15 protein-coding genes are annotated in these 19,996 nt (G+C 74.1%); 11 read left to right on the forward strand and 4 right to left on the reverse strand.

Annotated features, from left to right (window positions below; all coding sequences use genetic code 11):
* Positions 1-337: 337 nt before the first annotated feature.
* Entirely contained in the window at positions 338-751 is a 414-nt protein-coding gene (locus ACIODU_RS28780; protein ID WP_401771150.1) for a hypothetical protein, read from the reverse strand.
* A 195-nt stretch (positions 752-946) separates the two neighbouring features.
* On the opposite strand from ACIODU_RS28780, the gene ACIODU_RS28785 reads away from it, so the two are divergent.
* The 4 genes from ACIODU_RS28785 to ACIODU_RS28800 all read left to right on the forward strand — a co-directional run bounded on the left by ACIODU_RS28785 (position 947) and on the right by ACIODU_RS28800 (position 5,251).
* Entirely contained in the window at positions 947-1,894 is a 948-nt protein-coding gene (locus ACIODU_RS28785) for an FkbM family methyltransferase (protein ID WP_401771153.1), read from the forward strand.
* 156 nt (positions 1,895-2,050) lie between these two features.
* Positions 2,051-3,715 (forward strand): aromatic amino acid ammonia-lyase, encoded by a 1,665-nt coding sequence (locus ACIODU_RS28790; RefSeq protein WP_401771155.1) that lies wholly within the window; start codon positions 2,051-2,053, stop codon positions 3,713-3,715.
* The gene (locus ACIODU_RS28795; protein WP_401771158.1) at positions 3,712-4,548 is read left to right on the forward strand and encodes a MurR/RpiR family transcriptional regulator; all 837 of its coding nucleotides are present in this window, start codon (positions 3,712-3,714) and stop codon (positions 4,546-4,548) included. Before ACIODU_RS28790 ends, ACIODU_RS28795 begins: the two co-directional genes overlap by 4 nt.
* Before the next feature lie 124 nt (positions 4,549-4,672).
* A complete protein-coding gene (locus tag ACIODU_RS28800; RefSeq protein WP_401771161.1) occupies positions 4,673-5,251 on the forward strand; it encodes a hypothetical protein in 579 nt (192 codons plus the stop codon).
* 1,408 nt (positions 5,252-6,659) lie between these two features.
* On the opposite strand, the gene ACIODU_RS28805 is transcribed toward ACIODU_RS28800, so the two are convergent.
* From ACIODU_RS28805 to ACIODU_RS28815, 3 genes are all read right to left on the reverse strand, one after another.
* Positions 6,660-7,922, reverse strand: coding sequence for an MFS transporter (locus ACIODU_RS28805; protein ID WP_401771163.1), 1,263 nt, complete (start codon positions 7,920-7,922; stop codon positions 6,660-6,662).
* 69 nt (positions 7,923-7,991) lie between these two features.
* Positions 7,992-8,681 (reverse strand): alpha/beta fold hydrolase, encoded by a 690-nt coding sequence (locus ACIODU_RS28810; RefSeq protein WP_401771166.1) that lies wholly within the window; start codon positions 8,679-8,681, stop codon positions 7,992-7,994.
* 2 nt (positions 8,682-8,683) lie between these two features.
* Positions 8,684-10,228: a diaminopimelate decarboxylase gene (locus ACIODU_RS28815; protein WP_401771168.1), complete on the reverse strand. Its 1,545-nt coding sequence runs from the start codon at positions 10,226-10,228 to the stop codon at positions 8,684-8,686.
* Between the two features lie 192 nt (positions 10,229-10,420).
* On the opposite strand from ACIODU_RS28815, the gene hutU reads away from it, so the two are divergent.
* The 7 genes from hutU to ACIODU_RS28850 all read left to right on the forward strand — a co-directional run bounded on the left by hutU (position 10,421) and on the right by ACIODU_RS28850 (position 19,872).
* Positions 10,421-12,166, forward strand: coding sequence for a urocanate hydratase (gene hutU, locus ACIODU_RS28820; protein WP_401771170.1), 1,746 nt, complete (start codon positions 10,421-10,423; stop codon positions 12,164-12,166).
* 122 nt (positions 12,167-12,288) lie between these two features.
* A complete protein-coding gene (locus ACIODU_RS28825) occupies positions 12,289-13,533 on the forward strand; it encodes an allantoate amidohydrolase (RefSeq protein WP_356429581.1) in 1,245 nt (414 codons plus the stop codon).
* A complete protein-coding gene (locus ACIODU_RS28830) occupies positions 13,530-14,924 on the forward strand; it encodes a formimidoylglutamate deiminase (protein WP_401771173.1) in 1,395 nt (464 codons plus the stop codon). The genes ACIODU_RS28825 and ACIODU_RS28830 overlap by 4 nt, the downstream gene beginning before the upstream one ends.
* 83 nt (positions 14,925-15,007) lie before the next feature.
* Positions 15,008-16,255: an imidazolonepropionase gene (hutI, locus tag ACIODU_RS28835; RefSeq protein ID WP_401771176.1), complete on the forward strand. Its 1,248-nt coding sequence runs from the start codon at positions 15,008-15,010 to the stop codon at positions 16,253-16,255.
* Positions 16,256-16,378: 123 nt separating this feature from the next.
* On the forward strand, positions 16,379-17,545 hold the full coding sequence (locus ACIODU_RS28840) for a GNAT family N-acetyltransferase (protein ID WP_401771179.1): 1,167 nt from the start codon (positions 16,379-16,381) through the stop codon (positions 17,543-17,545).
* Positions 17,546-17,605: 60 nt separating this feature from the next.
* The gene (locus ACIODU_RS28845) at positions 17,606-19,045 is read left to right on the forward strand and encodes a glycosyltransferase (RefSeq protein ID WP_401771182.1); all 1,440 of its coding nucleotides are present in this window, start codon (positions 17,606-17,608) and stop codon (positions 19,043-19,045) included.
* Positions 19,042-19,872: a polysaccharide deacetylase family protein gene (locus ACIODU_RS28850; protein WP_401771184.1), complete on the forward strand. Its 831-nt coding sequence runs from the start codon at positions 19,042-19,044 to the stop codon at positions 19,870-19,872. Before ACIODU_RS28845 ends, ACIODU_RS28850 begins: the two co-directional genes overlap by 4 nt.
* Positions 19,873-19,996: the final 124 nt, after the last annotated feature.

Consider the following 19,996-nt stretch of genomic DNA (forward strand, 5'->3'; position numbering starts at 1 on the left):
TTCGCACATTCGCGAAAGTGGTACGAGGGCGACACGTCCACGCAGCACCCGCTTAACACGCGTACGGCACATTGGTTGTTGTCGGCGTCACGGACTACGGAGCGGCTCCCGGACCTCCATGGACGCCCAGGACACGAGAACCGGCCCTGACCCGGATCGTGTCCCTCGCGGGGACCGTCGTCGTCCCGCCCCCCAGCAATGGGGGTGCGGCGGTCCCCGCGCTTACTTTTTCCGCTTCCTTTTTTGCGCGCGTACGCGTTGCTTTGCCGGCGCTCGTACGCGTTCCCTTTCCCGCGCTCGTACGCGTTCCCTTTCCCGCGCCTGTACGCGCCGGTCCTCAGTCCTCCCAGTCGGATTCGCGCCGCCGCCGCGCCGCCCACGGCCAGCCGTGCGACGAGTGCACCGTGTTGACCGCCACGATGCCCAGCCAGCAGACGATCAGGCCCTTGACGCCGGCCGTGCCGCTGGCGATCGCGGACAGCGGGACGGCGAGGATCAGCGAGATGATGCCGAAGCCGAACCGCTCGCCGAACCCCTCGGGGCCGGCCGGCGAGCGGCTGCTGCGGGCCGCCGACATCTGCTGTTCGGCGAGCTGGCGCCGTACCCGCCGGTCGACCGTCCCGTCGATGCGCTGCTCGACCTTCCCCAGGAACGACTCGACGAGCGCGGGCTCGTACTCCGTCCCCAGCTCCCGGCGGGCCTGAAGGGTCGCGTCGAGCTCCTTCTTGAGCTCAGGATCGAAGGCTTCCATGCGGACCACCGTACGAAGCGGGAGTGCTTGCGGTCCCTGGGGGTAACCCCCCATTTTCCGGCCCCCCGGACGGGCCGGGCCCGACGTCCAGGCATTCGCCTCGCGTTCACCCGGTGAACATCCTGCGCTCAGCGGGCGGCGGCAACATCGGCACACTCGAACGGCCCTTCCGTCGGAAGACATCCAAGGAGACCCGTGAAGATCCTCCGCAAGATCTCGTCAGCCGCACGCCGGGCGCAGCCGGGCTCCGGCCGGCCGGCCGCCGCCCCGCGCGGCACCCGGATCCAAGACCTCGACGCGGCGAACCGGGTGACCGCGACGGAGGCCGCGCGCGTCCGGCCGGTCACGACCACCGAGATCCTCAACACCCACCGCAAGGCCTTCCCCCACCACGGATGGGTGGAGATCGACTCGGGGCTCTGTCCGCCCTTCGTCATGTTCTGCGCGAACGACGAGGCCGTCGCCCTCGACACCGTGTGGAACGGCCGCTTCGGCTACGAGTCGGCGAGCCTCTACCACTGGAGCCGCCTCGCCGCCGGCAGCCGTACGGTCGTCGACGTCGGCGCGCACGTCGGCTACTACGCGATGATCGCGGCCCTCTCCGCCCCCAAGGCGAAGGTGCACGCGTTTGAACCGGTCCCGCCCATCCACGCCAGGCTGGCCGTCAACCACCGGATCAACGGCGTCAAGAACCTGGTGCTGCACCAGAAGGGCGTCTCCGACCATGTGGGGTTCGCGGACATCAACATCCGCTTCCCGCTGGTGAACCTGCTCTCCACCGGCTCCTCCCTGGAGGACTTCACCAAGCCCGTGGCCAGCGCGATCACCAGCCGGGTGCAGCTGGTCTCCCTGGACGACGCGCTGGGGGACACCCCGGTCGACCTGATCAAGATCGACGTCGAGGGCCACGAGCCGAGTGTCCTCGCCGGGGCCCGGCACCTCCTCAAGCGCGACCGGCCCGTCGTCATCCTCGAAGCGCTCCAGTCGACGCTGCTGGACCAGCTCACCGAGCCCTTCCGGGGCCTCGACTACACCTTCCGCTGGATCTCGGAGTCCGACCGCCGGCTCGTGCCGATCGCCGACGGGCGCCCGGGCAAGAGCCGCAACCTGATCTTCGCGCCCCGGGAGAAGGAGTACGCCTGACCCGGAGCCGTGACCCGGAGCCGTGATCCGGAGCCGGACCCGGAGCCTTGACCCCGGAGAAGGGCTGCGTCTGACAGCTGCCGCGCTTGCCCGGCTTGCATATAGTCATGCAGAGTTGTGTGTGGCTGAATGGATGCCAAAAGGGGGCATGCGCGCATGATGTCGTCCCACCCGCCGTACCCGGTGGCCGCCGCCGTGGTCGTCCTGGACGGGCAGAGCCTCCCGGTGGCCGACGTCGTACGGCTGGCCGACGGCGCCGCCCGTCCCGTCCCCGGCACGGACTCGATGAAGCGCGTCGAGCGGACCTGGGACGTGGCGCGCGAGCTGGCCGCGTCGGGACGGGTGTACGGGCGGTCCACCGGCGTCGGCGCCAACCGCACCGAGGCCGTGCCGACCGAGGCCGCCGCCGACCACGGGCTGCGGCTGCTGCGCAGCCACGCCGGGGCCATCGGCGGCGCCCTGCCCGCCCGCGAGGTCCGGGCGATGCTGGCGGTACGGGCCAACCAGCTCCTCGCCGGGGGCGCCGGGCTGCGCCCGACCGTCGTCACCGCGCTCTGCGAGGCGCTGGAGACCGGCGCGTACCCCGTGGTGAACGAATTCGGGTCCGTCGGTACGGGCGACATCGCGGCCCTCGCCCAGCTGGGCCTCGCCCTCGCCGGTGAACACCCCTGGTGGGGCGGGCGGCCCCCCGGGGCGCAGCCCCTCGACAACAACGACGCGCTGGCGCTCATCAGCAGCAACGCGCTGACGCTCGGTCAGGCGACACTCGCGCTGGACGAGTTGCGCCGCCTGGTGACCGCCACCGAACTGGTCGCCGCGCTCTCGCTGCTGGCCGTCGACGGTTCGTACGAGACGTTCGCGGAACCGGTCCACGCGGCGCGCCCGCACGCCGGTTCGTACGCCGTCGCCGCCGACATGCGCCGGATGCTGGGCGCCCCCGACCGCCCCGCGCCGCCGCTCGGCCGGATCCAGGACCCGTACGGCTTCCGGTGCGTGCCGCAGATCCACGGCCCGGCCAGGGACGCCGCCGACGCGTTGGAGAGCGCGCTGGCCGTCGAGATCAACGCCGCCGCGGAGAACCCGCTGATCGTCCCCGGGACGGAGAGCGAGCCGGCGCCCGCCGCGTACCACCACGGCGGCTTCTACCTCGCCCAACTGGCCCTGGCCTTGGACCACTTCCGGCTCTCGCTCGTCCAGACCGCCCGGCTGTCCACCTCCCGCCTCGCCGCCCTGAACGAGCCCGCCTTCACCCGGCTGCGGCCGTTCCTCGCCGACGCCGAACCCGCGAGCTCCGGCGTGATGATCCTGGAGTACGCGGCGGGCGCGGCGCTGGGCGATCTGCGGGCCTACTCGGCGCCGGCCTCCCTCGGTCACACCGTCCTGTCCCGGGGTGTGGAGGAACAGGCCAGTTTCGCCTCGCTCGCGGCCCGGCAGACCCTCCGCGCGGCGGGTGCGTACCGGCTGGTCGTCGGGTGCGAACTGGTCGCCGCCGTACGGGCGTTGCGGCAGCGGGGGCTGCGGCCCGAGCCCGGTCTGCCGGTGGGGCGGGCCTTCGAGCTGGCGGAGTCCGTACTCCAGGAGTCGTCCGCCGACCGGCCGTTGACCGATGATGTGACGGGCGCGGCCGCGCTGCTCGACCGGTTCACCGATCTGGCGGCGGACGCGGGGGGCCGTGCGGGGCGGGCGACGCCCCGTACCACCGCCGTACCCGCCACCGCCGTTCCGACGGCGGTCCTGCCGCCTGTCCCGTCGCCCGTCCCGCCGCCCGTCGGGCCGCTCGTCCCACCGCCCGACCCGGACCTGAGAAGGGGGATCGCGTGAGCGACAGCCCTGCCGCCCGACTTCAGCAGCTCTTCGAGGGCCACCGCCTCACCCCCACCCAGCGGCGCATCGCGCACAGCATGGTGCGCCGGGCCGGGGACGTGCCCTTCCTGTCGAGCGTCGAACTCGCCGAGCTGGCCGGGGTCAGCCAGCCGTCCGTCACCCGCTTCGCCGTCGCGCTCGGTTTCGACGGGTACCCGGCGCTGCGCAAGCACCTGCGCGACGTCGCGCCGACGGGGCAGGACGCGGGGGCGGCGCCGTACAACGAGTACCAGCAGGCCGTGCTGGGCGAGATCGAGAATCTCCGGCATCTGGCCGAACTGCTCGCGGACCCGGCGCCGGTCGAGCGCGCCGGCCGACTCCTCGCCGCGTCCCGGCCGCTGCCGGTGCTCGGGCTGCGGGCCGCCTCGTCGCAGGCGCGCGGCTTCTCGTACTTCGCGGCCAAGGTCCATCCGGACGTACGGCTGCTGGACGAGGGCGGCACGATGCTCGCGGACCGGATCGACACGGCCAGGAGCGCGGGGGCGAGCGCCCTGCTCTGTTTCGCGCTGCCGCGCCACCCGAAGGAGGTCGTGGAGGCGCTGGCTTACGCGCGCGCGGCGGGGCTGACGGTGGTGACGGTCGCGGACTCGGCGTTCGCGCCGGTCGCCGCGTACAGCGACCTGCTGATCCCGGCGGCCGTTGGCACGGGCCTCGCCTTCGACACGGCGTGCGCGCCGATGCTGCTGGGGCGGGTGTTGCTGGAGGCGATGTGCGACCACCTGCCGGAGGCGCAGGCGCGGCTGGAGGAGTTCGACGCGGGGGCGGCGGCGCGGGGGCTGTTCGTGGAGTAGACGCCGCGGGTGGTCGGTAGACACCGCGGGTGATCAGTAGACAGCGCGGGCGGTCATTTCTCAGAATTCGCTCAGGAAGCCCCACTACTCTCCCCGGCACACACAGGCCGTGAGGAGGCGGATCGTGGGGCGTGCGGGACGCGGTGGACAGACGCTGGTGAGGGTCGCGGTGGTGGTACGGGCCGGTGCGGTCCCGCTCTGGTGGCTCGGGGTGGCCGCCGCCGGGATCGGGCTGCTGATCCCCGGTCTGACGGGGCGCGCGATCGGCGTGTACGCGGGGGTGGCGCTGTTCGTCCTGTCGGCGGCGGCCGTGACGCTGACCCGCCGCCGCACGTACACGGCCTGGGCGGAACGCGCCTCGCGGGCGGGCCGGTTCGACGTGCTCCAGGACCGGGCCGTGACGATACGGAACTGGCGCCGCGCCCATGTCTGGTGGCTGGCGGGCGGGTTCGCCGCCGCCGTCGCCGCCTCCTTCGCGGTGCCGGTCGCCGCGGGCGCGGTGCTGGCGGGCGCGGGGGTGGGCCTGTGGCTCAAGGCGGCCTGGCTGGGCCGCCTGGAGCGCCGGGACGACGCGCTGCTGTGGGTACGCGCGGACTGGGCCGGCTCGGGCGCCCCCACCGGCAAACGGGTCCAGGGCTACCGCACCACGGGCCTAGCCGCAGGCAACGCGGCCCCGGGCGGCGCCCGCCGCCACGGCCCCTGACCGGACCGCCCCACACCACCACGCACCCGCCACCCAACGGGCCGTGGATCCCCCCACACACACGGGCGGCGACGCCCCTACGCGGCCGCGTTGACGGGCCGTACTTCCCCCACGCGGGCGCGCCCGTCGCGTGCGCGGGCGGCGATCGCCGGGCTCGGCCGGGTTGATGGGGGGCACGTTCCCTCCTGCCGGGCGCGCCCGTCGCCTGCATGGGCAGCGTTCGCCTCGCTCGGCCGCGTTGGCGGGGGCGTGGCTTTCCCTGCGTTGGCGCTCCCCTCGCCTGCGCGGGTGGTGATCGCTTCCCTTGGCCGCGTTGGCTGGGGCGTGGTTCCCTCGCGCGGGGCGTTGCCACCGCCTGTGCGGTTCGGCCGCGTTCGCGGGCCGTGGCTCCCCCCGCCGGCCGTTCCCCGTCGCCTGCGCGGGCGGCGATCGCCTCGCTCGGCCACAACCGGGGGCCGTGGGTTCCCCACGCCGGCGCACCCACCGCCTGGGCGGGCGGCGACCGCCTGACTTGGCCGCGTTCGCGGCGGCGTGGCTCCTTCGCGCGGGTGCTCCCACCGCTTGCGCGGCTTGGCCCCCCTGGCGGGTGCTCTGATCGCCTGCGCGGGCGGCATCCGCGTGGCTGGCAGCGTTGACGGGGCGCGGTTTCCCCGCGCGGGCCTCCCACCACCCACGCGCGGCGACCGCTCACTCCGACACCCCACCCGTGCTCGCACCTCCTGTGCCACCACCGGCCGTGCTCTTTGGGGCGTTCCCCGCCTGTGCCACCCCCGGCGGTGCTCTCTGTGGCTGCCCCCGCCTGTGCTTCCCGGGGTGCGTTCACCCGTGATGCCTAGGGAAATGCCCGCCCGTGTGCCCCGGGTGTGTTCGGCCTGACTTCCTTCCCGGGCGCCCCTGGCGGTACTTTCCGGGCTGTGCCCGGTGGTAGTTCTTGGGCCACTTTCGGTTGTGCCCTTCGGGCGGCCCCCCGCCCGTGGTCCTGGGCCGCGTCAGCCGTGCCCCCGGGGCCGTGCCCGGCCCATACCTTCCGGGCCGTGCCTGCCCGTGGTGCTTGGGACGCGTCAGCCGTACTCCCCGGGCCGTGCCCGCCGGTGCTTTCCGGGCCGAGCCCGGCGGTAAGTTCTGTGCCGCTTTCGGCGGTCCCCCCCGGATGGGGCGGCCTCCGTCGGCACCATCTTCGGCCGGCCCCGCCCGTGGTGCCCCGGGCCGTGTCCAGAGCGCGCTCCCCGAACTGCTCCCGTCCGTACCTCCGGGCTGTGCCCGGCGGTAGTTCCGTGCGGCTTTCGGCGGTGCCTCCGGGGCGGCCTCCGCCCAAGCTTCCGTGGGGGGCGCCCTCCCATGCTTTCCGTGCCGCGCCCTCCCATGCTTCCGGGCCGCGCCCGACGTACTGCCCGGGCTGTGACGGGCCCTACTCGCTGGGGCCGCGCCCGTCCGGGCTCTGCGTGCCGGGGCCGCCCGTACCGCCCGCGTCCCGCCGTGCCGTGTGGAGCCCCACCCACGCCGCCAGTACCGCCACGCAGGCCGTGAAGATCAGGCCCACCGTTCGTAGGTCCAGGACGAGTGAGAGCGCGCCCACGCCGATCACCGGGAGGGAGATGCCGATGTAGGCGATGACGAAGAACGCCGAGATCGTGCCTGCCCGCTGGGCCGGCGGGGCTGTCGCGCCGATGGAGGTGACGGCCGAGCGGAAGGCCAGGCCCTGGCCCAGGCCGGCCGTCACCGCGCCCGCCACCAGCAGGCCCAGCGACTCCGCCGCCAGCGACGCCGCGACCAGTGCCAGGCCGCCCACCAGGACGAAGCTGCCCAGGGGCAGCGCCCTGCGGCCGCCGACCCATCCCATCGCGAGCTGTCCCACGGTCGAGGCGAGGAAGGTGGAGAAGACCACCGCGCCCACCACCGCGAGGTTGTCCTCGTGCAGCGTCTGGGTCGCGAAGCTCGGCGCGACCGAGCTGAACAGCCCCAGCAGCGCGAAGCCCGCGAACGCGGCGAGCGCGGCGGGACCGAACACCCCGCGGACCTCGGGCGGGACCACCAGGCCTTGCGGAGTCGGCCGGGGCCACCGCCGTACCCGCCCCGCCTCCCCGTCCCGGACGGATGCCCGCCGTTCGACGCTCTCCGGGAGCAGCAGCGTCAGACAGGTCGCCACCGCCAGCAGCACGAGGTGCACCAGGAACGGCAGGCGCAGCGGGTGCGTCGCGTACTCGGCCAGCAGCCCCGCCAGCAGCGGCCCGCACCCGAGCCCGCCCATGTTGGCGGCGGTCGCCGCGAGACCCGCGCGCGCCTTGTGCGCGGGGGAGGCCAGGTCCAGCACGGTCGCGGTGGCCGCGCCGCTGAACAGACCGGCCGAGAACCCCGACAGCAGGCGCCCCACGAAGAGCAGGCCCAGCCCGCCCTCGAACAGGAAGCACAGCGCGCTCGCCGCCGACAGCCCCACCGCGATCAGCAGGACCGGCTTCCGGCCCACCGTGTCGGAGTAGTTCCCCGCGAGCAGCAGGACCGCGATCACGCCCACCGCGTAGACGGCGTAGACCACCGTCACGATGAACTCGGAGAAGCCCAGTTCCTCCCGGTAGAGCCCGTACAACGGGGTGGGCAGCGTGGTGCCCGCCATGCCGATGGCGAACACCACCGCTGCCGCCGGGTAGCCGAGGTGTCGTGGTGTGGTCCGCATGGGTCTCAGGATGCGCGGAATCGGCCCGGCGGACCGGCTCCGCCACGGCGCGTGGCCGACGGGCGGCCCCTACGCCCCCGCGCGGTACGCCTCCAGACGGTCGGCCAGTTCCCGGGGGCGGCCGAGCATCGGGCAGTGGTCGCCGGGCATCTCGTCGGGGGTGATGCCGAGCCGTTCCCGCACGATCCCCCGCATGTACGCGGCGGGGAAGAAGCGGTCGTCCCGGGACAGCAGGAACTTCGTCGGCACGTCCGGCCACGCGTCCAGCGGCCAGGGCTTCATGAAGGGGGTGGCCGACTGCGGACGCGCGTGTTCCTGGGCCCGCGCGGCCAGCTCCGGCGGAGTGTCGTGGTGGAAGAGGGCGACGGTGTCGTCCGGATCCCTGCCGTCCCGCTCGTCCTGCTCGCGCCTGGCCCGCTCGAAACCGGTGTTGCCCCACCACTCGCCCGGGCTCTCACCCGGCGCCGGGATCTGCGCCTGGAGCAGCACCAGCAGGCCGACCGGCACGCGGTCGCACACCAGCGGGGCGGTGAACCCGCCGAAGGAGTGGGCCACCACGACCAGTTCCGTACGGTCACGGTCACGGTCACCGATGGCCCGGACCGCCGTGTCGGCGTACTCGGCCAGTCCGGCCGTGTCGTCGTCGCACGGCAGGTCGACCGCCACGACGTCGTGGCCCCGCCCGCGCAGCTCGGCCTCCAGCAGGTGCCAGTACCAGGCGTCGGTCCCGGCGCCGGGAAGCAGTACGTACGTGGCCATCGTCAGAGACTCCTCGGGGGCGTGTCATGATCCGCGGGCGACGCGTCCGCGGGCGATGCGTCCGGGTGCGACGCGTCTGCGGCTGACGCGTCCGCGCGCAACGCGTCCGCGTGCGGTCCGCCCGACTCGGCGACGATCTCCTCGACCGTCTGGGGAGTCCGTACGGTAGCGAAGCGCACCCCGTCGCGGTCTCCGCCGCCGTCGGGGGACTGTACGAACCCGTAGATCCCCGGCCGGGCCAGGCTGTTGTACGCGTAGTGGTTCGAGAAGTAGTACGCGCCGGTGTCCAGCGCCGCCACCAGGTCCCCCTGCCCCAGCAGCGGCAGGGCCCGGTTCTCGGCGAGGAGGTCGCCCGCGAAGCAGGCCGGTCCCGCGACGTCCTGGGCCACCACCTGGGCCGTGCTCGGGCGCCCCTCGGCGTCGTACGCGGCGATGCGCAGCGGCCAGGAGGCGGGGTCGTAGACCGTACGGGTGGCGAGCTGCGCGCCCGCGTGGGTGACCGCGATCGGGCGGCCGCCCGCGGACTTGGCGTACTCGACGCGGGCCAGGACCGTGCCGTGCTTGGCGAGCAGCGAGCGGCCGAACTCGGTGACCAGGCCGTACCTGCCGTCGAACAGCCCGGGGACGGTGTCCCGCAGCAGCCGCGCGTAGGTGGCGTACGTCGGGGTCTCCTCGTCCGAGGCGAAGTTGACCGGGAGGCCGCCGCCGAGGTCCAGGGTGTCGATCTGCCGCCGGCCGACGGCCGCGTTGATCTCCTCGGCCAGTTCGTACGCCGCCCGGACGCCGCGTGCCAGCAGCTCCAGCGGGACGCCCTGCGAGCCGGTGTGGGTGTGCAGCCGGGTGAGCCAGGGCCGGTCGAGGCAGGCGCGGACGACCCAGGCGCGGGAGCCCTCGTCGCGGAGCGCGACGCCGAACTTGGACGTCGCGGTGGCGGTGGACAGCGCGCCGATGGAACCGCCGCCGACCTGGGGGTTGACGCGCAGGCCGATCGGGGAGCGGGGGCCGGGGGCGTCGGCGACGAGCGCGTCCAGGCGGCCCAGCTCCTGCGGGTTGTCGGCGTTGACCGCGATGCCGAGGGCGAGGGCCTCGCGCAGCTCGGCGGTGGTCTTGGCGGGGGAGTCGAGGACGGTGTGCTCCGCCGGGACGCCCGCGGCCCTGGCCAGCGCCAGCTCGCCGGGGCTCGCGACCTCGGCGCCGATGCCCTCGTCGTTCAGCAGCCGCAGGACCGGCACCAGCGGGGTGGCCTTGACGGCGAAGGCGTGCAGGACGGCGGTGCCCGGGGCGGTGACCTCGGCGAACGCGGTACGGAGCGCGGCGGCGGAGGCGCGGATCCCGGCCACGTCGAGCAGGGCGATCACGGGCCGGTCCTCGGTGAGCAGCCCTTGCGCGACGGCGGCGCGCACGGCGCGGTCACGCCGGGCGGGCGCGCCGCCGTCCCGGTCGTGCTGGTCGTCGCGCTCGCGCTCGTGGTCACGCTCGCGCTCGTGGTCGCTGTCGTGGTCGCGACCCCGGTCTCGGTCTCGGTCGTTCTCGCGGTCCAGGCCCATGGTGGCCAGCCAATCATCGTTGTCGGCCGATCGCCGTCGATTTGCGGTCGATCTGCCCCCGATCGGACCGCGTGCGCCTCGCGCCTGTTGACTACAACTATTCATCCGTTCAGGATGTGAATAGATCGGCCAACATGACGTGCACGGCCCACATGATCCACTGTGCACCACCCCCATGGAGGAGGCACCGCCATGTCAGGACCCCGCCCCGTACGGGCAGCGCGCGGTACGGAACTGAGCGCCCTGGGATGGCAGCAGGAGGCCGCCCTCCGCATGCTCCAGAACAACCTCGACCCCGAGGTCGCCGAACACCCCGACCAGCTCGTCGTCTACGGCGGCACCGGCAAGGCCGCCCGCGACTGGCGCTCCTTCGACGCCATGGTCCGTACGCTGCGCACGCTCAAGCAGGACGAGACGATGCTCGTCCAGTCCGGCCGCCCGGTGGGCGTGATGCAGACGCACGAGTGGGCGCCCCGCGTGCTGCTCGCCAACTCCAACCTGGTGGGGGACTGGGCGAACTGGGAGGAGTTCCGGCGCCTGGAGGCCCTCGGGCTCACCATGTACGGGCAGATGACGGCCGGCTCGTGGATCTACATCGGGACCCAGGGCATCCTCCAGGGCACGTACGAGACGTTCGCCGCCGTCGCCGCGAAGAAGTTCGGCGGCACGCTCGCCGGGACGATCACCCTCACGGCCGGGCTCGGCGGCATGGGCGGCGCCCAGCCGCTCGCCGTGACCATGAACGACGGCGTGGTCATCTGTATCGACTGCGACCCGCGCGCCATCGAGCGCCGGATCGAGCACCGCTACCTGGACGTGCGGGCCGACAACCTCGCCCACGCCCTCCGGCTGGCCACCGAGGCCCGCGACGCGCGCCGCCCGCTCTCCATCGGGCTGCTGGGCAACGCGGCCGAACTGCTGCCCCGCATGCTCGCCGAGGGCGCCCCGGTCGACATCGTCACGGACCAGACCTCCGCGCACGACCCGCTCGCCTACCTCCCGCTCGGCGTGGACTTCGACGACATGGCCGCGTACGCCGCCGAGAAGCCCGCCGACTTCACCCTGCGCGCCCGGGAGTCGATGGCGCGGCACGTCGAGGCGATGGTCGGCTTCATGGACGCGGGCGCCGAGGTCTTCGACTACGGCAACTCCATCCGGGGCGAGGCCCAGCTCGCCGGGTACGAGCGGGCGTTCGCCTTCCCCGGCTTCGTACCCGCCTACATCAGGCCGCTGTTCAGCGAGGGCAAGGGGCCCTTCCGCTGGGCGGCCCTGTCCGGCGAGGCGTCCGACATCCACAGGACCGACCGGGCGATCCTCGAACTCTTCCCCGAGAACGAGTCCCTCCACCGCTGGATCAAGCTGGCCGGCGAACGCGTCCACTTCCAGGGCCTCCCGGCCCGCATCTGCTGGCTCGGGTACGGCGAGCGCGACAAGGCGGGCGAGCGGTTCAACGACATGGTCGCCTCCGGCGAGCTGGCCGCGCCCGTCGTCATCGGCCGCGACCACCTGGACGCGGGCTCGGTGGCGTCCCCGTACCGCGAGACCGAGTCCATGCTCGACGGCTCCGACGCCATCGCCGACTGGCCGCTCCTCAACGCCATGGTCAACGTCGCCTCCGGCGCCTCCTGGGTCTCCATCCACCACGGCGGCGGCGTCGGCATGGGCCGCTCCCTCCACGCCGGACAGGTCACCGTCGCCGACGGCACGAAGCTCGCCGGCGAGAAGATCCGCCGCGTCCTGACGAACGACCCGGGCATGGGCGTCATCCGCCACGTCGACGCCGGTTACACCATCGCGGAGAGGGTCGCCGAGGAGCGCGGCGTCCGCGTCCCGATGCGCGAGGGCGCCGCCGAGGAATCCTCCACGGCAGAGTCCCCCACCGCCGGGTCCGCCCCCGCCGGGTCCGCCACCTCCTCGACGGACGGCACCCCCGCGTGAGCCCCCGGACCCCGCACCCCGCGCCGCCCGCCCGCGAACCCGGCACCCCCGCCGGGGACGCCGGGGAAGCGGGGGGAGCCAGGGCGGCCGGGGCGTCCGGGAACCCGCCCTCCTTCCAGGAGATGTGGCGCGACCTCGCCCCCCTCGGACGCGACGCCACCAGCCACGGCTACCGGCGCTACGCCTGGACCGCCGCCGACACCGACTGCCGCGCCTGGTTCCGCGCCCAGGCCGAGACCCGCGGCCTGGCCCACGAGATCGACCGCAACGGCAACCAGTGGGCCTGGCTCGGCGACCCCCTCGCCGGGGACGCCGTCGTCACCGGCTCCCACCTCGACTCCGTCCCCGACGGCGGCGCCTTCGACGGCCCGCTCGGTGTGGTGTCCTCCTTCGCCGCCCTGGACGAACTGCGCCGCAGGGGAGCGCGCTTCACCAGGCCCCTGGCCGTCACCAACTTCGGCGACGAGGAAGGGGCCCGCTTCGGTCTCGCCTGCGTCGGCTCCCGTCTCACCACCGGGCAGCTCACCGCCGAGAAGGCGTACGAGCTGCGCGACGGCGACGGCGTCTCCCTGCCCCGGGCGATGGAGGCCGCCGGACACGACCCCGCCACCCTCGGCCCGGACCCCGGGCGCCTGGCCCGTATCGGCGCGTTCGTCGAACTGCACGTCGAGCAGGGCCGCGCCCTCGACCTCTCCGGCGACCCGGTCGGCATCGCCTCGGCGATCTGGCCGCACGGCCGCTGGCGGTTCGACTTCCACGGCGAGGCCAACCACGCGGGCACCACCCGCCTCGCCGACCGCCGCGACCCGATGCTGACGTACGCGGAGACCGTCCTCGCCGCCCGCCGCGAGGCCGAGCTGGCCGGAGCCCTCGCCACCTTCGGCAAGATCTCCGTCGAACCCAACGGGGTCAACGCCATCCCCTCCCTCGTCCGTGGCTGGCTGGACTCCCGCGCCGCCGACCAGGCCACCCTGGACACCGTCGTCGCGGGGATCGAGGCGGCGGCCCGTGAGGCCGCCGAACGCGCCGGGATCGACCTGACCGTCGTACGGGAGTCCTTCACGCCCGTCGTCGAGTTCGAGCACGCCCTGCGCGACGAGCTGGCCAGGATCCTGTCCGGTCCCGCCCCGCGTCCCACGTCCGGACCCACGTCCGGTCGCGCCGCCGGCCGTACCTCCGTCCCGGTCCTCGGCACCGGCGCCGGGCACGACGCGGGTATTTTGTCCGGATCCATTCCAACCGCCATGCTGTTCGTACGGAACCCGACCGGCGTATCGCACTCCCCGGCCGAATCCGCGGCCGAGGACGACTGCCTGGCGGGCGTCCTCGCCCTGGCCGACGTACTGGAAGGACTGGCGTGCGCATGACGCAGGGACCGCAGCAGTCGCAGGACCGGCAAGGCCCCCGTAGCACCTACTGGCTGGAGCATGCCTGGCTCGACCACCACGTCGAGCCCGGCGTGGCCGTCGAGGTCGCCGACGGCAGGATCACCGCCGTCCGCACCGAGACCGACACCCGGCCCCCGGGCGCTGTGGCCCTGCGCGGACTCACCCTCCCCGGGCTCGCCAACACCCACTCGCACGCCTTCCACCGCGCCCTGCGCGGCACCACCCAGGTCGGCTCCGGCACCTTCTGGACCTGGCGCGAGCTGATGTACCGCACCGCCGCCCGGCTCACCCCCGACACGTACCACGCCCTCGCCCGGGCCGTGTACGCCGAGATGGCCCTGGCCGGTATCACCTGCGTGGGTGAGTTCCACTACCTCCACCACGGCGCCAACGGCATCCCCTACGACGATCCGAACGCGATGGGCGAGGCCCTCATCGCGGCCGCCGCCGACGCCGGCATCAGGATCACCCTGCTCGACACCGCCTATCTCTCGTCCGGCGTCTCCAAGCGGCGAGGCGGGGCGGCCCCCGACCGTCACCAGGTCCGCTTCTCCGACGGCACCGCCGACGCCTGGGCGGAGCGGGCCTCCGCCCTCAAGGACGGCCCCCACGCCCGGATCGGCGCGGCGATCCATTCCGTACGGGCCGTCCCGGCCGAACAGCTCCCGACCGTCGCCGCGTGGGCCCGGGCCCGCCGCGCCCCCCTCCACGTCCACCTCTCCGAGCAGGCCGCCGAGAACGAGGCCTGCCTCGCCGTCCACGGCCGTACCCCCGTGCAGCTCCTCGCCGACCACGACGTCCTCGGCGCCCGCACCACCGGCATCCACAACACGCACGTCACCCCCGAGGACATCGCGCTGCTGGGCGCCACCCACACCGGCACCTGCATGTGCCCCACCACCGAGCGCGACCTCGCCGACGGCATCGGACCCGCCGCCCAGCTCCAGCGCGCGGGCTCGCCGCTCTCGCTCGGCAGCGACAGCCACGCCGTGATCGACCTCTTCGAAGAGGCCCGCGCGATGGAACTCAACGAACGGCTGCGCACCCGCACCCGGGGCCACTGGACGGCCGGCGCCCTGCTCCACGCCGCCTCCGCCGACGGCCACGCGGCGCTCGGCTGGCCCGAGGCGGGCCGGATCGAACAAGGGGCGCTCGCCGACCTCGTCACGATCGCCCTGGACTCGGTCAGGACAGCGGGACCCCTGCCCCGGCTCGGAGCGGAGACCGCCGTATTCGCCGCCTCCGCCGCTGATGTACGCCACACGGTCGTGAGCGGTCGTCATGTCGTCCGGGACGGGGTCCACACACAGGTCCCCGACACCGCGCGGGCCCTCGCCGACGCGATCGGAGCCCTGTCCCGCCGCGCCTGACCCCCGCGGGCCCGACGGACCCCCGTCCCGCACCACTCGACGTCCGGCCCGCGGCCAAGCCGCCGAAGGAGCGCACCTCCCCCATGCCCACGAGCACGCCGGACACCCCCCGGCACACCCCCACCACAGCGGCGACCACCGCCCTCACCCACATCGCCGGTCTGGTCACCAACGACCCCTCCCTCGGTGATGGATCCCCCATCGGTCTGATCCAGGACGCGGCCGTCGTCATCGAAGGCGACCGTGTCGTCTGGGTCGGTGAATCAAGCAAAGCACCCCCCACTGACAACGCCCTCGACCTCGGCGGCCGGGCCGTCGTCCCCGGCTTCGTCGACTCCCACTCCCACCTGGTCTTCGCCGGCGACCGCACCGCCGAGTTCAACGCCAGGATGTCCGGCCGCGCCTACACCGCCGGCGGCATCCGCACCACCGTCGCCGCGACCCGCGCCGCCTCCGACGCCGACCTGGACGCCACCCTCGCCCGCTATGTCGCGGAGGCCCTGCGCCAGGGCACCACCACGCTGGAGACCAAGTCCGGCTACGGCCTGACCGTCGAGGACGAGGCACGCTCCCTGCGCCTCGCGGGCGAGCACACCGACGAGGTCACCTACCTCGGCGCCCACATCGTCCCGCCCGACCACGCCGACGACCCCGCCGCGTACGTCGCGCTCGTCACGGGCGACATGCTCGACGCCTGCGCCCCGTACGCCCGCTGGATCGACGTCTTCTGCGAGACCGGCGCCTTCGACGGCGACCAGGCCCGCGCGATCCTCCTCGCGGGCCGCGCCAAGGGCCTGCACCCCCGGATCCACGCCAACCAGCTGTCGTACGGCCCCGGCGTCCAGCTCGCGGTCGAACTCGACGCCGCCTCCGCCGACCACTGCACCCACCTCACCGACGCGGACGTGGACGCGCTCGCCCACAGCGACACGGTCGCCACGCTGCTCCCCGGCGCCGAGTTCTCCACCCGCGCCGCGTGGCCCGACGCCCGCAGGCTCCTCGACGCGGGCGCGACCGTCGCCCTCTCCACCGACTGCAATCCCGGCTCGTCCTTCACCTCCTCGATGCCGTTCTGTATCGCCCTCGCTGTACGGGACATGCACATGAGCCCCGACGAGGCGGTCTGGTCGGCCACGGCCGGCGGCGCGCGGGCCCTGCGCCGTACGGACATCGGCCGCCTCACCCCGGGCGCCCGCGCGGACCTCACCGTCCTGGACGCCCCGAGCCACGTCCACCTCGCCTACCGCCCCGGCGTCCCGCTGGTGTCGTCGGTCTGGCGGAGCGGGGTCCGCGTCCTGCCCGGAGAGCGCGACCTCCGGAACCGCCCCTGAAACCTCTCCCGCCCCACCCCTCCCGCCTCCTCGACGGATCCGTCACAGGGTGGGCGACCGGCACTGTCCGCGAGGGTTTTGGGCCGGTACCGTCCTCACGAGTGCGCGCCCACGCGCGAGTTCATGGGGGACGTGGACGCGGCAGCGGACCGGGGGGTCGACTTGAGCGACGTACGCAGTGCCGCGCGCATCCGGGTGGTGGCGCCGGCCGACCTGAGCGAGGCGGAGGCGGCGGCCTGGCGGGAGCTGCGCGCCACGTCCGGCACCCCCGCCAACCCGTTCATGGAACCGGAGTTCACCCGGGCGGTCGGCCGGGTACGCCCCCGGTCCAGGATCGCCGTCGTACGGGCGGCCGACCGGGACGGGGACGGTGACGGTGATGGGGCCGAGCCCGTGGGCTTCTTCCCGTACGAGAAAGGCCCGTTGGGCCGGGGCAGAGCCATCGGGATGGGCGTCTCGGACTGCCAGGGCGCGGTTCTCCGCCCCGGACTGCGGCTCACCGCGCGGGAGTTGCTGCGCGCCTGCTCCCTCTCCGCCTGGGAGTTCGACAACCTCGAAGCGGGCCAGGACCTCTTCGTCCCGTCCGCCGCCGAGGAGTTCGCGTCACCCGTCATCGACATCAGTCAGGGGTACGAGGCGTACGAGGCGGTCCTGCGCGCCCAGTCGCCCAAGTTCCTCAGAACCACCACGGCGAAGGAACGCAGACTCGGCCGCCAGACGGGCGGGACACGCTTCGTCTTCGACGAACGCGACCCCCGCGCGCTGCGCACGCTCATGGAGTGGAAGTCCGCGCAGTACCGCAGGACGGGCCGCCGCGACCGCTTCGCCCAGGAGTGGATCACCGAGCTGGTACGGCAGTTGGCGGCCACGCGCACACCCGGCTGCTCCGGCGTCCTCTCCGTCCTGTACGCGGCGGACCGCCCCGTCGCCGCCCACTTCGGGCTCCGCTCGCGCACCGTCCTGTCGTGCTGGTTCCCCGCGTACGACCCCGAGTTCGCCAAGTTCTCGCCCGGTCTGATCCTCCATCTGCGGATGGCGGAGGCCGCCGCCGCCGAGGGAATCGGCCTGCTCGACCTGGGGCGCGGCGCGGCGGAGTACAAGGACGCGCTCAAGACCGGCGCGCTGAGAGTGTACGAGGGGTCGTCCGTACGGCCGGGGCCCCGGGCGGCCGTCTCCTGGCTGGGCCGCGAACCGGCCCGCCGCGCGCACGGTTTCGTACGGAACCGGCCCAGGCTGGCCGGTTACGCGCAGCGGACCCTGAACCAGGTGGGCCGTCTGCGTGAGCGGTGACCACGGCGGAGCGGACGGGGGGAGTACGCGGTGCTCGACCGGACATGTACACCGGACACGATGACCGAGGAGGAGGCGGCGCGGGCCGCCGGACTCCCCGACCTGCCGCCGCTCGCGGTCGCCGAGATCGATCTCGACGGCCCCGACGGGGAGGTGCTGTCGCTGCGCCCTGCGCCCGGCGGCCCGCCCCTCGGCGAGGGCGGGGTGTACGCGCTCGTACGACTTCGGGGCCACCCGGCCGCGACCGTCCTCGCCCACGTGCGCGCCGGTGAGGACCCGGCGGAGGTGCTCGCGGAGGCGTTCCGCGCCGAGTGGGCCGTACGGAAGCGGCACCACGCGCAGGGCAGGTCCGCCGAACACCGGGCGCGCGCCCAGCCCGTGCCCCCGCCGTCCGCCGAGCGCCCCACCCCGCCGCTTCCCCGCGCCACCGTCGTCGTCGCCACCCGCGAGCGCGCCGGGCAGCTCGCCCGCGCGCTGGACTCCCTCCTCGCCCAGGACCACCCGGACTTCCAGGTCCTCGTCGTCGACAACGCGCCCGTCACCACCGCCACCCGCGACCTCGTCCAGGGCCGTTACGCGGGCCGCGTCGACTACGTCCTGGAACCGGTCCCCGGCCTGGCCACCGCCCACAACCGGGGCGTCGCCGCCGCGCGGGGGGAGGTGCTCGCCTTCACCGACGACGACGTCGTCGCCGATCCGCACTGGCTCACCGCCCTCGCCGAGCCGTTCGCCGCCGACCCCCGCCTCGGCTGCGTCACCGGCCTGATCCTCCCGGCCCGGCTCACCACCCCCGCCCAGATCCTGCTGGAGAGCCACGGCGGCTTCGCCAAGGGCTTCACACCCCGGCTGTACGACCCGGCCGCGCCGCCCGCCGACGAACCGCTCTTCCCGTTCACGGCGGGCAGCTTCGGCTCCGGCGCCAACATGGCCTTCCGCGCCCAAGTCCTCGCGTCCGTCGGCGGGTTCGACCCCGCCACCGGCACCGGGACACCCGCCAGGGGCGGCGACGACCTCTACGCCTTCGTCCGGGTCCTGAGCGCGGGACACCGCCTGCGCTACACGCCCGAGGCGCTCGTCTGGCACCACCACCGGGAAACGTGGCAGGACTTGAGAAACCAGGCGTACGGATACGGCGCCGGCCTCACCGCGTACCTCACCGCGATCCTGGTCCGCCGCCCGGCCCTCCTCCCGTCGCTCCTGCGGAAGTTGCCGCGCGGCCTCGCCCACGCCCGGGCGATCACGGCGCACCGGGACGGACCGGCCGGGGGAGCGGTGCCCGGCGCCGGTCCGGCCGGGAGAGCGACGCCCGGCGGCGCATCGGCGGGCAGCGCACGGGACGGCGCCGGAGCCCCCGGAGCCTTCGGAGTCCCCGGCGTCCACGGCGCCCAGTCCCACCCCTGGCCGCGCAGCCTCTCACGGCTGGAGCGCCGGGGGATGCTCCACGGCCCCCTCGGCTACCTCAAGGCGCGGCTGCGGCAGCGCGGGAGCAGCAGGCCATGAGCGGGCGCGGTGCACCCACGAGCCCCCCGATCCCCGTCCTCCTCTACCACGCCGTGACGGACCACCCACCCGCCTGGATCGCCGAATTCACCGTCGCGCCCCAGGACTTCGCGGCGCAGCTGGACGCCGTGGTGGCCAGCGGCCGTACGCCCGTGCCGATCAGCGTGCTCGTCCGCCACCTCGTGGATCGCCGCCCGCTGCCGCCCCGGCCCGTCGTCCTCACCTTCGACGACGGCTTCGCCGACCTGCCGGGCCCCACGGCCGAGGCGCTTGCCGCCCGCCACCTGCCCGCGACCGCCTACCTGACCACCGGAGCCATCACGCCGGGCCGCGTCAGCCTCCTCCCGCCGGCCCCGATGATGCGGCTGACGCAGGCGCCGCGACTGGAGTCGTACGGGATCGAGGTGGGGGCGCACACCGTCACCCACCCCCAGCTGGACACGCTCCCCGCGCGCGAGCTGCACCGCGAACTGCGCCAGTCCAAGGCGGAGTTGGAGGACGTCCTCGGCCACGAGGTGGCGCATCTGGCCTACCCGCACGGCTACAACAGTCCCGCTGTACGTCGCGCCTCCGCCGACGCCGGGTACGCGTCGGCCGTCGCCGTACGGCACGCGCTCTCCTCGTCCCGCGACGAGTCGTACCGCATCGCCCGGCTCATCCTGCGCCGCCGGCACACCGTGCGGGACGTCGAGCGCTGGATGGACGGCAGACCGGCGGAGGGGGAGAGGGCGCGGGTCGCGCCGTTCGGCGATGCGTTGCCCACGGTGGGGTGGCGGGTGTACCGCAGGGCGCGGGCCCGTCTGCGCGGACCCCGGTTCGCGGGGTAGTACGGGCCGCGCGCACCCCAACTCCCTTGTGCAACAGGGGCGTACGAGAACAACACAAACACGATGACCGTTCTTATACTTCGCTTCAGGGACAGCGGCGTGACGGCCGCGACCACATCTGTGG

Source organism: Streptomyces sp. NPDC088261 (genome assembly GCF_044740805.1).
Taxonomy (GTDB): Bacteria; Actinomycetota; Actinomycetes; order Streptomycetales; family Streptomycetaceae; genus Streptomyces.

Excerpts from the sequence above, each read along its gene's own strand:
- ACIODU_RS28845 (WP_401771182.1), top strand. The coding sequence starts at position 17,606 with ATGACCGAGGAGGAGGCGGCGCGGGCCGCCGGACTCCCCGACCTGCCG.
- ACIODU_RS28805 (WP_401771163.1), bottom strand. The coding sequence starts at position 7,922 with ATGCGGACCACACCACGACACCTCGGCTACCCGGCGGCAGCGGTGGTG.
- ACIODU_RS28815 (WP_401771168.1), bottom strand. The coding sequence starts at position 10,228 with ATGGGCCTGGACCGCGAGAACGACCGAGACCGAGACCGGGGTCGCGAC.
- ACIODU_RS28825 (WP_356429581.1), top strand. The coding sequence starts at position 12,289 with ATGTGGCGCGACCTCGCCCCCCTCGGACGCGACGCCACCAGCCACGGC.
- ACIODU_RS28850 (WP_401771184.1), top strand. The coding sequence starts at position 19,042 with ATGAGCGGGCGCGGTGCACCCACGAGCCCCCCGATCCCCGTCCTCCTC.
- ACIODU_RS28790 (WP_401771155.1), top strand. The coding sequence starts at position 2,051 with ATGATGTCGTCCCACCCGCCGTACCCGGTGGCCGCCGCCGTGGTCGTC.
- hutU (WP_401771170.1), top strand. The coding sequence starts at position 10,421 with ATGTCAGGACCCCGCCCCGTACGGGCAGCGCGCGGTACGGAACTGAGC.
- ACIODU_RS28830 (WP_401771173.1), top strand. The coding sequence starts at position 13,530 with ATGACGCAGGGACCGCAGCAGTCGCAGGACCGGCAAGGCCCCCGTAGC.
- ACIODU_RS28810 (WP_401771166.1), bottom strand. The coding sequence starts at position 8,681 with ATGGCCACGTACGTACTGCTTCCCGGCGCCGGGACCGACGCCTGGTAC.
- hutI (WP_401771176.1), top strand. The coding sequence starts at position 15,008 with ATGCCCACGAGCACGCCGGACACCCCCCGGCACACCCCCACCACAGCG.
- ACIODU_RS28780 (WP_401771150.1), bottom strand. The coding sequence starts at position 751 with ATGGAAGCCTTCGATCCTGAGCTCAAGAAGGAGCTCGACGCGACCCTT.
- ACIODU_RS28840 (WP_401771179.1), top strand. The coding sequence starts at position 16,379 with ATGGGGGACGTGGACGCGGCAGCGGACCGGGGGGTCGACTTGAGCGAC.